This is a genomic window from Pantoea sp. 18059 (assembly GCF_902706165.1).
In the GTDB taxonomy this organism is placed as follows: domain Bacteria; phylum Pseudomonadota; class Gammaproteobacteria; order Enterobacterales; family Enterobacteriaceae; genus Pantoea; species Pantoea agglomerans.
On record NZ_CACSJS010000001.1, the window covers coordinates 1,439,572 to 1,454,179 of the forward strand.

Consider the following 14,608-nt stretch of genomic DNA (forward strand, 5'->3'; position numbering starts at 1 on the left):
GCCAGACATCTGACAGGAGAGTGCATGCTGTTTCGTTCCGGACTTCTGCTGCTGTGCGGCCTGCTCAGCGCCCCGCTGCTGGCAGCTTCTGTGCAGCAAAGCTACGCGTTCACCCAGGCCGGTGAAGCGAAATATCCGCCCGGCTTCAGCCATTACGACTACGCCGATCCCCGCGCACCCAAAGGCGGCAGCATCACCATGGCGGTAGTGGGCACTTACGACAACTTCAACCGCTACGCTTCTCGCGGTAATCCGGGCATTAACACCGGCACGCTTTATGATGGGCTTTACACCAGCTCAGACGATGAACCTGGCAGTTATTATCCGCTGATTGCCGAGTCAGCGCGCTACGCCAGCGATTTTACATGGATTGAGATCCGCCTTAATCCCCGCGCCCGTTTTCAGAATGGCACACCAATAACCGCCCGCGACGTGGCGTTCACCTATCAGAAATTCATGACCGAGGGCGTGCCTCAATTTCGCGTCGCCTACCGTGGCGTGACCGTTAAAGCGCTGAACGATCTCACTGTACGCATCGAGGCACAGAAGCCGGATAAAGATCTGCTGCTTGGCTTACTGACGCTGCCGGTTATCGCAGAGTCGTTCTGGCGCGATAAGAAGTTTAATGAGCCGTTAAGCGAGCCACCCTTGTCGAGCGGACCCTATCGCATCACCCGCTGGAAGCTGGGACAGTTTATTGAGTTCAGCCGGGTAAAAGATTACTGGGCCGCTGATCTGCCGGTCAATCGCGGACGCTTTAATTTTGATCGAATGCGCTATGACTACTATCTGGATGACAATGTGGCATTTGAAGCCTTTAAGGCGGGTGCTTACGATCTGCGTGAAGAGACATCGGCAAAGAAATGGGCCACTCAGTATCGTGGCCGCAATTTTGACGATGGCAGCATCGTTAAAGAGACCACGCCTAACGATGCCGCTATCGATACCCGCTGGCTGGCATTCAACAATGAAAAACCGCTGTTCCAGGATCGCCGCGTGCGTCAGGCGCTGTCACTGATGTTCGATTTCGAGTGGATGAACAAGGCGCTCTATTACGGTGCCTGGCAGCGCGCCAGCAGCTATTTCCAGAACACGGCGTATGCGGCCAGCGGCGTGCCGGATGCACAGCAGCAGGCCCTGCTTGAACCCTGGCGCGCGCAACTGCCACCTGAGCTGTTCAGCCAGCCTTATCAGCCACACAAAACCGACGGCAGCGGCTATGACCGCGCCAGCCTGTTAAAAGCGTCTGACCTGCTGAAACAGGCGGGCTGGCAGATAAAAAATCACCGTCTGGTCAATGATAAAACCGGTCAGCCGTTTACCATTGAACTCCTGCTGCGCGGTGGCACCAATACCGACTGGGCGTTACCGTTCCAGCACAATCTTTCCCGGCTTGGCATTACGCTGAACCTGCGGCAGATCGACAACTCGCAGTATCTGCGGCGCTGGCGCGAAGGCGACTATGACATGATTGCCACGGTCTATGGGGCAATGCCGATCCCGACCTCCAGTCTGCAGATCCTGTGGCAGTCTGACTTTATTGCCTCGTCGTGGAATACCGCGCGGGTCAAAGAGACTGTAGTCGATCATTTCGTGAAACAGATTGTGGCGCATCAGGGTGATCCCGCCGCGCTGCGGCCGCTGGCCCAGGCGCTGGACCGGGTGCTGCTGTGGAATGCGTATATGATCCCGATGTGGTACAACGCAGAGCAGCGGCTGGCGTACTGGGATAAGTTTTCTCACCCTGCCCGCAAGCCAGCCTACAGCGTCGGACTGGAAAACTGGTGGTACGACACAAACAAAGCCGGACGCCTGCCGGCCAGCAAACGCTAAGGAGATCACCGTTGGCCGCTTACTTTCTGCGCAGATTGCTGCTGATCATCCCAACGTTATGGGCGATCATCACGCTTAATTTTTTTATCGTGCAAATCGCGCCCGGCGGACCGGTCGATCAGGCGCTGGCTAACATTCAGTTTGGTCAGACAACCGGTCTGCCCGGCAGTGGTGCAGACAGCGCCGGTTCACGCGCCAGCGTCAGTCATCTCAATCCTGCCGATAATCAGTATCGTGGCGCACGCGGGCTGGATCCCGAAGTGATTGCTGAGATTAAACAGCGTTACGGTTTCGATAAACCTCTCTGGCAGCGTTACGGCGAGATGCTGTGGAATTATCTGCGTCTGGATTTTGGCGACAGCCTGTTTCGCAGTGCCTCGGTGATCGGGCTGATCAAAGAGAGCCTGCCGGTTTCGATCAGTCTGGGATTATGGAGCACACTGATCATCTACCTTGTGTCGATCCCGCTGGGGATCCGCAAAGCGGTGCGCAATGGCAGCGCTTTCGATGTCTGGAGCAGCGCTTTTATTATCATTGGCTACTCCATCCCGGCTTTTCTGTTCGGCATCATGTTAATCGTGCTATTTGCCGGTGGCAGCTATCTGGACTGGTTTCCGCTGCGCGGGCTCACCTCTGCGCAGCACGACACACTGCCCTGGTATGGCAAAGTGCTGGACTACTTCTGGCATATCGCCCTGCCGGTGCTGGCGACAGTGATCGGCGGCTTCGCCACGCTGACCATGCTGACGAAAAACGCGTTTCTGGATGAGATCCGCAAGCTCTATGTGGTGACTGCGCGCGCCAAAGGGGTGCCGGAGCGCCGTATTCTCTATCACCATGTGTTTCGCAATGCGATGCTGCTGGTGATCGCCAGCTTCCCCGCCACCTTTATCAGCATGTTCTTTACCAGTTCAGTGCTGATCGAGGTTATGTTCTCACTCAACGGACTTGGGCTGCTCGGCTATGATGCGACTCTGCAACGTGACTATCCGGTGATGTTTGGCACGCTCTATATTTTTACGCTGATAGGTTTACTGATGAATATTCTCAGTGATCTCACCTATACGCTGGTCGATCCGCGCATCGATTTCGGGAGCCGCTCATGACGCTCTCTCCGCTAAATCAACAGCGCTGGCAGCGCTTTCGTCATAACCGGCGCGGCTACTGGTCGCTGTGGATCTTTCTGATCATCTTTCTGCTGTCGATGGGTGCCGAACTGATTGCCAATGACAAGCCACTGCTGGTGCGTTACCAGCAGCGCTGGACAGTGCCGCTGCTGTTTGACTACAGCGAAACCGACTATGGCGGCGTACTGGCGACAGCGGCAGATTATCAGGATCCCTGGCTGCGGCAGCGCATTGAGCAGAGTGGCTGGGCCATATGGGCACCGATTCGTTTCAGCGACAGCACTATCAACTTTGCCACCGAGGTGCCCTTCCCCTCTCCGCCCTCTGCGCAGAACTGGCTCGGCACGGATGCCAACGGCGGCGACGTGATGGCACGCCTGCTCTATGGCACGCGCATTTCTCTGCTGTTCGGACTGATGCTGACACTCTTCTCCAGCGTCATCGGGATTGTAGTCGGCGCGGTGCAGGGCTATTTCGGCGGCAGGATTGATCTGATTGGGCAGCGGCTGATTGAAGTCTGGTCCGGCATGCCTGCGCTGTTTCTGCTGATTCTCCTCTCCAGCGTGATCCAGCCGGGTTTCTGGTGGCTGCTGCTGGTCACCGTGGCTTTCGGCTGGATGAGCCTGGTCAGCGTGGTCCGGGCCGAGTTTCTGCGTACCCGAAACTTTGATTACATCCGTGCGGCGCAGGCGCTGGGGGTTAGCGACGGCCGGATTATGCTGCGCCACATGCTGCCAAATGCCATGGTCGCCACCCTGACCTTTCTGCCATTTATTCTGTGCGGATCGATTACCACGCTGACCTCACTCGACTTTCTCGGCTTTGGCCTGCCGCTGGGTTCGCCCTCGCTGGGCGAGTTACTGCTGCAGGGCAAAAATAACCTGCAGGCACCCTGGTTAGGCCTGGCGGGCTTTTTCACCCTGGCGATCCTGCTTTCGCTGCTGATTTTTATTGGCGAAGCGGTACGCGACGCTTTTGATCCGGGCAAAGGAGCCTGAATGAACACGCCATTGCTTGCCATCAATCATCTCTCGGTCGCCTTTCGTCAGGGCGAGACGCTTCGCCAGGTGGTGAATGACGTTTCACTGCGCATCGACGCGGGCGAAACGCTGGCGCTGGTGGGCGAGTCGGGTTCCGGCAAGAGCGTCACGGCACTCTCGGTGATGCGACTGCTGCATGAGGCTGCGGTGGTTTATCCCAGCGGTGAGATTCTGTTTAACGGTGAAGATCTGCTGCGCGCGCGCGAGCAGCGCCTGCGCGGGATTCGCGGCAACCAGATCGCGATGATTTTTCAGGAGCCGATGGTATCGCTTAATCCGCTGCACACCGTGGAGAAGCAGCTCTATGAAGTGCTGTCGCTGCATCGCGGGTTGCGTCGTCCGGCGGCACGCGGTGAAATTCTCAGCGTGCTTGATCGGGTCGGGATACGGCAGCCCGCCACCCGGCTCAATGATTTCCCCCACCAGCTTTCGGGTGGAGAACGTCAGCGGGTGATGATCGCCATGGCATTGCTGACCGAGCCTCAGCTGCTGATTGCCGATGAGCCAACCACCGCGCTGGATGTGACGGTGCAGGCACAAATCCTGACGCTGCTTCGTGAACTGCAGCGAGAGCTGAATATGGGCATGCTGTTTATCACCCATAACCTGAATATCGTGCGTCAGCTGGCGGATAACGTTAGCGTGATGCGCAATGGTCACATCGTCGAACAGAACCGCTGCCAGGTCCTGCTGAATCAGCCGCAACACCCTTACAGCCAGCAGTTGCTGGCTGCCGAACCGGAAGGAAAAGCGCTGCCGCTGCCCGCAGACGCGCCGGTCATTCTTCGGGTCGATAATCTTCAGGTCAGCTTTCCGCTGCGGCGCGGGCTGTTCCGCCGGCAGAGTGGTGAGAAACAGGTGCTCTCCGGGCTGAGCTTCAGCCTGCGGCGCGGCGAAAGTCTGGGGCTGGTGGGCGAGTCCGGATCAGGTAAAAGCACTACCGGGCTGGCACTGCTGCGGCTGATTGCCTCGCGCGGCGAAGTCTGGTTTGACGGCCAGCCGCTGCATCAGCTGTCACGTCGTCAGTTATTGCCGCTGCGTCAGCGCATTCAGGTGGTGTTTCAGGATCCTAACTCTTCACTGAATCCGCGTATGACAGTGCAGCAGATCATTGCGGAAGGGCTTGCGGTACATCAGCCCGAACTTAGCCGTGCGCAACAGGAGCAGCGGGTCATCGAGGTAATGGCGGAGGTGGGGCTTGAAGCGGAAAGTCGCCATCGTTATCCGGCCGAATTTTCGGGCGGTCAGCGACAGCGTATTGCCATTGCGCGTGCACTGATTCTGGAGCCGGAGTTGCTGGTGCTGGATGAACCGACCTCATCGCTGGATCGCACGGTGCAGAAGCAGATTCTGACGCTGTTACGCCGCTTACAGCAGCAGCGGCAGCTCAGCTATCTGTTTATCAGTCACGATCTGGATGTGGTACGCGCCCTGTGTCACCAGCTTATTGTGCTGCGTCAGGGAGAAGTGGTGGAACAGGGAGAGTGTGAAAGGTTGTTTGCTTCACCCGCGGCCGGGTATACCCGCGAGCTGCTGCAGTCGGCGCAACTCAACCTGCGATAAAGGTTTCGGCAATCGCTACGCCCTGATTTTTCAGGCAGCAGTTGGTGGCGCTTTCGTCACGACGCTGAATGAACAGGCAGGGCTGTCCTTCGCACTCGGCCACTTTACAATCGACCTGAATATCCGCCAGAACCTCTTTTAGCTGCTGAAGGATCTCCCACGCCGGAATGCCATCATGGCTGATCAAGCGCAGCGCAACGAAATCCTGCTCGTCCAGCGTGGTGTCATCGGATTCGATAGCACTGTGGTGATCGCTGGCCCAGCGAAAATGCTGTGGCAGACGATGCACAATCGAAAGTTGCAGCATAGTTTACTCTCCCCGGATGAGTTTATGTCGCAACACAAAGCAGCCCAGCTGGAAGCGGCCTGATAACCGCTGAGTCCGGACAGGGTTTAATGGCCCGTCCGTGTGGATTGCAGAAGCGCATTTTTTGCGACTCACATCGCACTTCAGCCTATATGTACCGCGTTCACACGCCGTTAACAATCATTTTAGCTGCATTGTGATTACTTTTTTAACTAAATATTTTCACAATATCGAAACAAAGTCAGGAGGCGTGCAAGTCGGCAGGTCATTGCAGAGGGAAACCACTGCGCCCGATTACCGGGACGCAGTGCGGGGACGTGAAGCGTAGAAAAAGAGCAGCAGAGAGATTGTCGCGCACAGTGCAATCGTGCCGACCATTGGCCAGGCGCTGTTGAAACTCACCAGCGACAGCAGCGCGCCGACAAATGCCCCGACGCCAAAACGCAGGGTGCCCGCCAGGGACGATGCCGTACCCGCCATATGCGGAAACTCATCCAGAATCACCGCCATCGCATTCGATGAGACCATCGACACGCAACCGATAAACATCGCGATCCCCATCACCAGCGGCAAAAAGCCGAGGCTGAAGGCGCTGACCAGCAGCAGCCAGATCCCCATACAGAATTGTATCAGCAGTCCCATCCGGAACATCGCCACCGGGCCAAAGCGGCGCACGGCGCGGCTGTTAATCAGCGTCAGGACAAACAGAAACACCACATTGAGGCCAAAGTAGTAGCCAAAGTTTTGCGGTGAAACGTGATTCAGTTCAATGTAAACAAAGGGACCGGCATTGAGAAAGGTAAACAGCCCGGCAAAGGAGAAACCGCTCGACAGCATGTAACTGAACGCGCGCTTGTGGCGAAACAGCGTTACGAAATTGCCCAGCGTAGTACGCAGATGAAACCGCTGTCGCTGCTCCGGCTTCAGGGTTTCACGGATCTGCGTGGTCACCAGCACGGTCGTCACTAACGCCGCGCCCGCGAGCGCCCAGAAGATGGCGTGCCAGCTCCAGAGCACCAGCAGCCAGCCGCCGATGATCGGCGCCAGCAACGGCGCAATGGTGGTAATCAGCATCACAAAGGACATCATGCGGGAGAAGTCCTCTTTCGAGTAACTGTCACGCATTAACGCATTGATCACCACACTGGCTGCGGCAGCCGACAGTCCATGCAGAAAGCGCATCGTAATCAGCTGATCGATGGTTTGCGACAGCGCACAGGCCGCGGCAGCGCAGGCAAAGATCAGGGTCCCGAGCGCAATCACCGGCTTACGCCCATAGCTGTCTGCCAGCGGCCCATAGATCAGCTGCCCAATCGCGAAGCCAAGAATGTAGAGGTTGAGCGACATCTGCACGCTACCGGCTGAAACGCCGAACTCACGTGCAATCTGCGGCATGGCGGGCAGATACATGTCGATCGACAACGGCATCAGCATGGCTAACAGACCGAGGATGACCACCAGTCCTGTTGGCGAATTCTTTTCCTTACGCACACCCTCTCCTGCCCTTATGGTCGTAATGCGGGCCGCCGGGCCCGTCCGGTTATTTTGTCTGCAGCTCTTTCGGCAGACCGATGCTGGCGATCTCTTCTTCTGTCAGCGCACGATATTCGCCCGGTTCCAGATCGGCGTCCAGTACGATGTCACCGATGCGCTCGCGATGCAGCTCAAGGACCCGATTGCCTACTGCCGCAAACATCCGTTTTACCTGATGATAACGGCCTTCGCTCAGTGTCAGCCGGACGTCTGTCGGGGTGATCACCTCCAGCTGAGCCGGTTTAGTCAGGCTCTTCTCATTGTGCAGCTGCACGCCCGCCGTAAACTGCGCGGCGGTATCGTCACTGACCGGTGATTCCAGGGTCACACGGTAGGTTTTCTCGCAGTGATGACGTGGCGAGGTAATACGGTGTGACCACTGGCCATCATCTGTCAGCAGCACCAGTCCGGTGGTGTCGATATCAAGACGCCCCGCCGCGTGCAGTTTGAATGACATCGGTTCTTCAATGAAATAGATGATGGTGGGATGATCGGGATCGTCGGTTGAGCAGACGTAACCCTGCGGTTTGTTCAGCATAAAGTAGCGTGGACCGGTCTGCATCTGCAGTACGTTGCCGTCATAGACGACTTCGTGGTCGGGCAGCAGTTTAAACGCGGTATCGCGTACGATTTCCCCGTTAACGGTGACACGCTGACCACGGATCTCGCGATGGGCGATGGCGCGGCTGATTTCCAGTTGCTGAGAGATGAATTTGTCGAGTCGCATGAATTCGTTTTGCCTGTTACTGCGGAGGGAATCTGAAACGGCCTGGTTAACCGTTGAAAATGTGCGGGAAGTATAACGTGATCCGCGCCAGCCTGACAGCGCGTTTACCGCACTTTCATGGCATAATTACCCCCAGTTTTGCAAAAGTGAGCATCATGTCTTTTACCTTACGCCCCTATCAACAGGATGCGGTGAATGCCACCGTGGCGCATTTCCGTCGTCATCATCAGCCTGCAGTCATTGTGCTGCCGACCGGTGCCGGAAAGAGCCTGGTCATTGCCGAGCTGGCACGGCTGGCGCGTGGCCGGGTGCTGGTGCTGGCGCACGTCAAAGAGCTGGTAGCGCAGAACCACAGTAAATATCAGGCTTACGGGCTGGAGGCGGATATCTTTGCCGCCGGACTTCAGCGTAAAGAGAGTCAGCGCAAAGTGGTGTTTGGCAGCGTGCAGTCAGTGGCGCGTAACCTCGACCAGTTCGACAGCGCCTTTTCACTGGTGATTGTCGATGAGTGCCACCGTATCGGTGATGATAAAGAGAGTCAGTATCAGCAGATCTTTAATCATCTGCGTCAGCATAATCCGCAACTGCGTTTACTGGGCCTGACCGCCACGCCTTTCCGGCTGGGTAAAGGCTGGATTTATCAGTTCCACTATCACGGCATGGTGCGTGGCGACGAAAAATCGCTGTTTCGCGACTGTATCTATGAACTGCCGCTGCGCTACATGATCAAACATCAGTTTCTGGTGCCGCCGGAGCGACTGGATATGCCGGTGGTGCAGTATGACTTCAGCCGCCTGACGGCACAAAGCAGCGGCTTGTTCAGCGAAGCCGATCTTAATCGTGAACTGAAACAGCAGCAGCGCGTGACGCCCCATATTATCCGTCAGATCGTGGAGTTCGCTGAAGATCGGCTGGGGGTGATGATTTTTGCTTCAACGGTGGAGCATGCGCATGAAATTTTGCGGCTGCTGCCCGCTAACAGCGCGCTGGTGTCAGCCGAAACGCCTGCCAGAGAGCGCGATGATCTGATTCTGGCCTTTAAGGCGCAGCAGCTGAAATTCCTGGTTAACGTGGCGGTGCTGACCACCGGGTTTGATGCTCCGCACGTTGATCTGATTGCGATTCTGCGCCCGACCGAGTCGGTCAGCCTCTATCAGCAAATCGTCGGACGCGGCCTGCGGCTCTCGCCCGGTAAAACCGACTGTCTGATTCTCGATTATGCCGGTAATCCGCACGATCTCTTTACGCCCGAGGTCGGCGCGCCCAAAGGGGCCAGCGACAATCAGCCGGTACAGGTTTTTTGTCCCGCCTGCGGGTTCGCCAACACCTTCTGGGGCAAGGCGACCGAAGATGGCATGGTCATCGAACATTTTGGCCGACGCTGTCAGGGCGTGCTGGAAGATGATGAGGGCGAGCGCGAACAGTGTGACTTCCGCTTCCGCTTTAAAAGCTGCCCCGACTGTGGCGCAGAGAATGATATTGCCGCCCGGCGTTGTCACCAGTGCGACAAAATTCTGGTCGATCCTGACGATATGCTCAAAGCGGCGCTGAAGCTTAAAGATGCGCTGGTGCTGCGCTGTGGCGGCATGACGCTGGAACAGGGCCGTGACGCCAAAGGTGAATGGCTCAAGGCGACCTATTATGACGAGGAAGGCACCAGCGTCAGCGAACGGTTTCGTCTGCAGACACCGGCCCAGCGCAAAGCGTTTGAACAGCTCTTTATGCGCCCGCATCAGCGCGCGCCCGGCGTGCCGCTGGGCTGGCAAAGCGCCGCTGACGTGCTGGCGCTGCAGCCGCTGCTGCGTCATCCCGACTTTGTGGTGGCGCGGGCCAAAGGTCAGTTCTGGCAGATCCGCGAAAAAATGTTCGATTATCAGGGTCGCTATCGCCGTGCCAATGAGCTGCGCTAATGAGCGCTATCGGGTCCGGCTAACCGGATGCCGAGCCCGGCTGGCGGGTATATCGTTTGCTACCATCCAGCATAACGGCTATACTGCCGCCCGCTTTTGCATGTGCATCAGCGGTATTGAATAACCAGCCTGTTACTGGGTCGCCTGTAGCAGGAATTAAATAAAGAGATATATTAATGCTCACTATCAATGCAGTAGAACGTAAAGAGCAGGGTAAGGGTGCGAGCCGCCGCCTGCGTACAGCAAACCGTTTCCCGGCCATCATCTACGGTGGTTCTGAAGCGGCTGTTGCCATCGACCTGGATCACGATTCCGTAATGAACCTGCAATCTAAGCCAGGTTTCTACGACGAAGTGCTGACCCTGTCAGTTGACGGTAAAGAAACTAAAGTGAAAGTTCAGGCTGTTCAGCGTCACCCGTTCAAGCCAAAACTGTTCCACATCGACTTCGTTCGCGCTTAATCGCGAACTTCGTTGAAAGCAGAAGGGCCGGTTGCGAAACCGGCCCTTTTCTTTTGGCGCTGCCCGGTGAAATGATCGCCGCGTGCAGGGAATGAAAGCCGGGCTAAGCCCGGCTTTTTTATTTGCTGCTGGTACGGCGCTGCAGCTGATCGCGCAGATTGGGTGGTGTGCCCTTAATCGTCAGGGTGTCCGTTGCCGGATCCCAGAAAATGCGTTCGCCCAGCAACATCGCATCGAAGTTCAGGGTCAGGCCCCCGCCGCTTCCGGCAAACTTCGTCAGCTGGCGCAGAGTGCTGCGATCCGCCGGGAAGCTCTCTTCCAGTTCATACCCCTGCTCCTGGGTAAAAGCCTGGAACGTTTTTTCACCCAGCGGTGGCAGTTCGCTCGATAACTCTTCCAGCGCAATCTCCTCGCCCGCCTGCAACTGCTCGTTGCAGTAGCTGTAGACCTGCTGGCGATAGTTCTGCCGCTCCTGCTTATCCAGTTCCGATTCGTTGCAGTAGTCATCTACCGCCTGCAACAGACCGCGGTTCTGCGCCTTGGTGTCTAATCCCACTTCGGCACCCAGGAAGTCCATAAAGAAGTCAGCCACTTTACGTCCGACGCGGCCACGCAGGAAGGTCAGATAACGGGTCGATTCCGGGTTAGTTTCCCACTCGGTTAAATCGATGCGTGCCACGATGTCGGCATGATTGATGTCAAGATAGTGGGTGCTGCTGATATCCATCTGCTCGTTGACGCGCATGCTGGACTGGCTGTTCAGCACCGCAATCAGCAGGTATTCCACCGCCAGATAGCGGTAGTGAATAAACAACACCACGCCGCCTTCAGCGAAGGGGTATTTTGCAAGCTCATCGCGCAGACGACCGGTCGCGGCACGGCTAAAAGCGAGAAAATCATCGTTGCCCTTACGACAATTACGCAGCGCTTCTGCCAGTTCACTCTCTGCATTGAACAGGCCATAGGCTTTGCTTTTTGCGCTATAAACCCGGTGTAACTCCTCCACCATCGCGTTGACCGTGTTGGTGGCAGGCAGCAGCGAATCGCGCAGCGCCAGTTCAAGCTGGTTTTCATCGCGTTTAATTAACTGATGCAGGGCAATCTGGTCGATATCCAGACTCATGGTAGACTCTCCTTTTAGCACAGGCGCGTATTCAAACACCGCCAGCATCGGCTTTCAACTCCATGCGTATAGCGAACGCGCGGCTTTCGATAAAATTGCGGTAAAAAGTGCGCTGTTCCGGTAATATATCGCCTTTTGAAATGAGCTTAGACGACGATATGGCACAATCATCCCGTTACAGTGACGAACGCGTGGAACAACTCCTCGCGGAAATGGCCCAAATCCTGCACAAGGACAAAGCCCCCACCGATCTCTCCCTGATGGTTCTGGGAAATATGGTGACCAACTTAATTAACAGCGATGTTGCTCCGGCGCAACGTCGTTCACTGGCACGATCTTTCGCCGATGCCCTTCAGGCGTCTGTGCGTGACGATAACGCCCATTAATTGGCTGATTTGACTTCATAATATGGTAACCAACCGGCAGCGCTACCGCGAAAAAGTTTCCCAGATGATCAGTTGGGGTCACTGGTTTGCTCTGTTTAACATCTTATTCGCGCTGATTTTAGGCAGTCGCTACCTGTTGGTCGCCGACTGGCCTTCTTCGCTGGCGGGGCGCATCTACGCCTATACCAGCTGGGTTGGCCACTTCAGTTTTGTTGTTTTTGCCGCCTATCTGCTGATTATCTTCCCGCTGACCTTTGTGGTGATGTCGCAACGGCTGATGCGGGTGTTGTCCGCGGTGGTCGCTACCGCCGGGCTGACGCTGGTGATGGTCGACAGTGCAGTGTTCAGCCGCTTCCACCTGCACCTGAATCCGGTGGTGTGGGAGCTGGTCATTAACCCTGATCAGAGCGAGATGGCGCGCGACTGGCAGCTGATGTTTATCAGCGTGCCGCTGATTTTCCTGGTTGAGATGCTGTTTGCGACCTGGAGCTGGCAGAAGCTTCGCAGCCTGAATCGCCGTTCGTTTGGTAAGCCTGTCGCCGCCCTGTTTATCAGCGCCTTCTTTGCCAGCCACCTGATGTATATCTGGGCCGATGCGAATTTCTATCGTCCGATTACGATGCAGCGTGCCAACCTGCCGCTCTCCTACCCGATGACCGCCCGCCGCTTCCTTGAGCGTCATGGTCTGCTGGATGCGCAGGAGTATCAGCGTCGGCTGATTCAGCAGGGCGACCCGGAAGCAGTGGCGGTGGAATATCCGCTGAGCGAGATTACTTTCCGTGATGCCGGCACACGCAACAACCTGCTGGTGCTGACGGTCGATGGTCTGAACAACGCCACGCTGGCCAAAGCGCTGCCGGAGCTTAATCAGTTCGCCAGCGAGAACGTGCGTTTTACCCAGCACTACAGCGCGGGTGATACGCCAGAGAAAGGGTTGTTTGGCCTGTTCTATGGGATCTCATCCAGCTACATGAACGGTATTCTGGCATCCCGAACGCCGTCGGCGCTGCTGGGCGCGCTTAGCACCCAGGGTTACCAGTTTGGCCTCTTCTCCTCGGAAGGCTTTAATCCGCCGCTCTACCGGCAGGCGTTGCTGACTGATTATTCACTGCCTGCAACGACCAGCCAGCCCAACGCCAGTACTGTGGCGCAATGGCAGAACTGGCTGGAGAAACAGAACGGTTCACAGGCGCCGTGGTTCTCATGGATTGCCCTGAACGGCCCGGACGTCACCGGCGACAGTGCAAAAGCGCGTCAGCGCAGCTATCTGCGCCAGGCTCCTGCCGTTGATGAGCAGATCCACGCGGTGCTCAGCAGCCTGCAGGCGCGTGATTTACTGAAGAACACGGTGGTGGTGATTACGGCGCAGCGTGGATTGGCACTGGATGGCAATCCTGACAGCGCTGGAAACCGCCAGACGCTGCAGGTGCCATTAGTGATTCACTGGCCAGATACGCCCGCACAGACCGTTGATCGCCTTTCTGATCATCAGGATGTGATGTCGACGCTCATGCAGCGACTGCTGCATGTGCGGACCAATCCGGTGAACTACTCTCAGGGTGAAGATCTGTTTGCTGCGCGCCGTCGCCATGACTGGGTCGTCAGCAGCGAAGAGAATAAGCTGGTGATTACCACGCCGCAGGTGACGCTGGTACTCAACAATAACGGCAGCTATCGCGCTTATGATGCGCAGGGCAACGCCCTGAAAGATCACAAGCCAGAACTGGCGCTGCTGTTGCAGGTATTAACTGAAGAGAAGCGGTTTATCGCTAACTGATTAATAATCAGGCAAATAGCCGGCAGGTATCTTGCATTAATGGTGATAACCAGTAGACTAATCCTCCAGTGTTCGGCACGTAGCGCAGCCTGGTAGCGCACGGTCATGGGGTGTCCGGGGTCGGAGGTTCAAATCCTCTCGTGCCGACCAAATTCCCTGAAAAGCAGCCCTAAAGGCTGCTTTTTTCGTTTCTGTCATCAAACCTTAACTTACCTCGCACCTTCCACAATTCGTTCTATACTTAACTGCGTGTGGGTAACAAGAGGAGAGTTCATGACATATATTGAAAAAGACGATCCAACAGAAGCACCCGAGTCAGGCGATAAGCAACCTTCCCCGCCAGACCAGAAGTAACCCACGGGGCCGCGTCTGACGCGGCCTTTCTATCTCAGCTTATCTCTCCGTTTAACATTCAGAATAGTCCCGTGTGGCAGTTAACATTCCTCTTACAATCAGCAGGTTAACAGTTGCATTATAATCTGATCTGCTTCACAAAATCGGCTACCGGCTGCGCTTATTCATCAAACTGAAACAAAAATGTCACAGAAAATGCCTACCCTGAAATCCCCAGAAATTGACGGATAATTTTTATGGCGATCAAAGCGAAAAGCCTGAAAGATGCAGAAGCATTGCTGCATTCAGGCATTAGCAAAGTGGAACTGGCGTATGACATTGGCAGCGACGATTTCTTTCGTCTGGCAAGCCACTGGTGCGACCGAGGTGCACGCATCAGCAGGGGTCACCACCATTTCGTTGTTTCTCTGAAGAGTTTTGCCATTCCTCCCAACGACTGATTCCGGCGGGCTGCTTGCCCTGATCCA

The 14,608-nt window shown here is 56.2% G+C and carries 13 protein-coding genes and 1 tRNA gene; 10 read left to right on the forward strand and 4 right to left on the reverse strand.

The annotated features are described in order from the left end of the window. Positions 1 to 24 precede the first annotated feature (24 nt). The 4 genes from GVJ63_RS06730 to yejF are packed head-to-tail and all read left to right on the forward strand — an operon-like array spanning position 25 to position 5,563. A complete protein-coding gene (locus tag GVJ63_RS06730; protein ID WP_159226596.1) occupies positions 25 to 1,833 on the forward strand; it encodes an extracellular solute-binding protein in 1,809 nt (602 codons plus the stop codon). Positions 1,834 to 1,844: 11 nt separating this feature from the next. Beyond that, positions 1,845 to 2,939: a microcin C ABC transporter permease YejB gene (locus GVJ63_RS06735; protein WP_010248326.1), complete on the forward strand. Its 1,095-nt coding sequence runs from the start codon at positions 1,845 to 1,847 to the stop codon at positions 2,937 to 2,939. Beyond that, a complete protein-coding gene (locus GVJ63_RS06740; RefSeq protein WP_159226597.1) occupies positions 2,936 to 3,958 on the forward strand; it encodes an ABC transporter permease in 1,023 nt (340 codons plus the stop codon). The genes GVJ63_RS06735 and GVJ63_RS06740 overlap by 4 nt, the downstream gene beginning before the upstream one ends. Further along, positions 3,959 to 5,563, forward strand: a complete 1,605-nt coding sequence (gene yejF, locus GVJ63_RS06745; RefSeq protein WP_061703757.1) for a microcin C ABC transporter ATP-binding protein YejF — start codon at positions 3,959 to 3,961, stop codon at positions 5,561 to 5,563. Here the strand turns inward: yejF and GVJ63_RS06750 are convergent. The 3 genes from GVJ63_RS06750 to rsuA form a co-directional block, all read right to left on the reverse strand. After that, positions 5,550 to 5,870: a hypothetical protein gene (locus GVJ63_RS06750; protein WP_010248336.1), complete on the reverse strand. Its 321-nt coding sequence runs from the start codon at positions 5,868 to 5,870 to the stop codon at positions 5,550 to 5,552. The genes yejF and GVJ63_RS06750 overlap by 14 nt on opposite strands. 294 nt (positions 5,871 to 6,164) lie before the next feature. Next, a complete protein-coding gene (locus GVJ63_RS06755; RefSeq protein WP_010248339.1) occupies positions 6,165 to 7,361 on the reverse strand; it encodes a Bcr/CflA family multidrug efflux MFS transporter in 1,197 nt (398 codons plus the stop codon). Positions 7,362 to 7,410: 49 nt separating this feature from the next. Then, entirely contained in the window at positions 7,411 to 8,130 is a 720-nt protein-coding gene (rsuA, locus tag GVJ63_RS06760; RefSeq protein ID WP_010248342.1) for a 16S rRNA pseudouridine(516) synthase RsuA, read from the reverse strand. Positions 8,131 to 8,285: 155 nt separating this feature from the next. Here rsuA and GVJ63_RS06765 point away from each other — a divergent pair, with 155 nt between their 5' ends. Both GVJ63_RS06765 and rplY read left to right on the forward strand, forming a co-directional pair. Continuing rightward, positions 8,286 to 10,040 (forward strand): DEAD/DEAH box helicase, encoded by a 1,755-nt coding sequence (locus tag GVJ63_RS06765; RefSeq protein WP_159226598.1) that lies wholly within the window; start codon positions 8,286 to 8,288, stop codon positions 10,038 to 10,040. Positions 10,041 to 10,216: 176 nt separating this feature from the next. Continuing rightward, positions 10,217 to 10,501, forward strand: a complete 285-nt coding sequence (gene rplY / locus GVJ63_RS06770) for a 50S ribosomal protein L25 (RefSeq protein WP_003854168.1) — start codon at positions 10,217 to 10,219, stop codon at positions 10,499 to 10,501. Between the two features lie 118 nt (positions 10,502 to 10,619). Here the strand turns inward: rplY and yejK are convergent, their stop codons facing one another. Continuing rightward, a complete protein-coding gene (yejK, locus tag GVJ63_RS06775; RefSeq protein WP_010248346.1) occupies positions 10,620 to 11,624 on the reverse strand; it encodes a nucleoid-associated protein YejK in 1,005 nt (334 codons plus the stop codon). Positions 11,625 to 11,782: 158 nt separating this feature from the next. Between yejK and GVJ63_RS06780 the strand changes: the two genes are divergently transcribed. From GVJ63_RS06780 to GVJ63_RS06795, 4 genes are all read left to right on the forward strand, one after another. Further along, positions 11,783 to 12,010, forward strand: coding sequence for a YejL family protein (locus tag GVJ63_RS06780; RefSeq protein WP_010248348.1), 228 nt, complete (start codon positions 11,783 to 11,785; stop codon positions 12,008 to 12,010). 22 nt (positions 12,011 to 12,032) lie between these two features. Next, entirely contained in the window at positions 12,033 to 13,787 is a 1,755-nt protein-coding gene (gene yejM / locus GVJ63_RS06785; RefSeq protein ID WP_022625056.1) for an LPS biosynthesis-modulating metalloenzyme YejM, read from the forward strand. Positions 13,788 to 13,860: 73 nt separating this feature from the next. Continuing rightward, positions 13,861 to 13,937 (forward strand) — tRNA-Pro (locus GVJ63_RS06790). A 440-nt stretch (positions 13,938 to 14,377) separates the two neighbouring features. Then, a complete protein-coding gene (locus GVJ63_RS06795) occupies positions 14,378 to 14,581 on the forward strand; it encodes a hypothetical protein (protein WP_003854174.1) in 204 nt (67 codons plus the stop codon). Positions 14,582 to 14,608 lie beyond the last annotated feature (27 nt).

Coding starts and splice junctions, on each gene's coding strand:
- yejM (WP_022625056.1), top strand. CDS start 12,033: ATGGTAACCAACCGGCAGCGCTACCGCGAAAAAGTTTCCCAGATGATC.
- GVJ63_RS06740 (WP_159226597.1), top strand. CDS start 2,936: ATGACGCTCTCTCCGCTAAATCAACAGCGCTGGCAGCGCTTTCGTCAT.
- yejF (WP_061703757.1), top strand. CDS start 3,959: ATGAACACGCCATTGCTTGCCATCAATCATCTCTCGGTCGCCTTTCGT.
- GVJ63_RS06750 (WP_010248336.1), bottom strand. CDS start 5,870: ATGCTGCAACTTTCGATTGTGCATCGTCTGCCACAGCATTTTCGCTGG.
- rsuA (WP_010248342.1), bottom strand. CDS start 8,130: ATGCGACTCGACAAATTCATCTCTCAGCAACTGGAAATCAGCCGCGCC.
- rplY (WP_003854168.1), top strand. CDS start 10,217: ATGCTCACTATCAATGCAGTAGAACGTAAAGAGCAGGGTAAGGGTGCG.
- GVJ63_RS06730 (WP_159226596.1), top strand. CDS start 25: ATGCTGTTTCGTTCCGGACTTCTGCTGCTGTGCGGCCTGCTCAGCGCC.
- GVJ63_RS06765 (WP_159226598.1), top strand. CDS start 8,286: ATGTCTTTTACCTTACGCCCCTATCAACAGGATGCGGTGAATGCCACC.
- GVJ63_RS06795 (WP_003854174.1), top strand. CDS start 14,378: ATGGCGATCAAAGCGAAAAGCCTGAAAGATGCAGAAGCATTGCTGCAT.
- GVJ63_RS06780 (WP_010248348.1), top strand. CDS start 11,783: ATGGCACAATCATCCCGTTACAGTGACGAACGCGTGGAACAACTCCTC.
- yejK (WP_010248346.1), bottom strand. CDS start 11,624: ATGAGTCTGGATATCGACCAGATTGCCCTGCATCAGTTAATTAAACGC.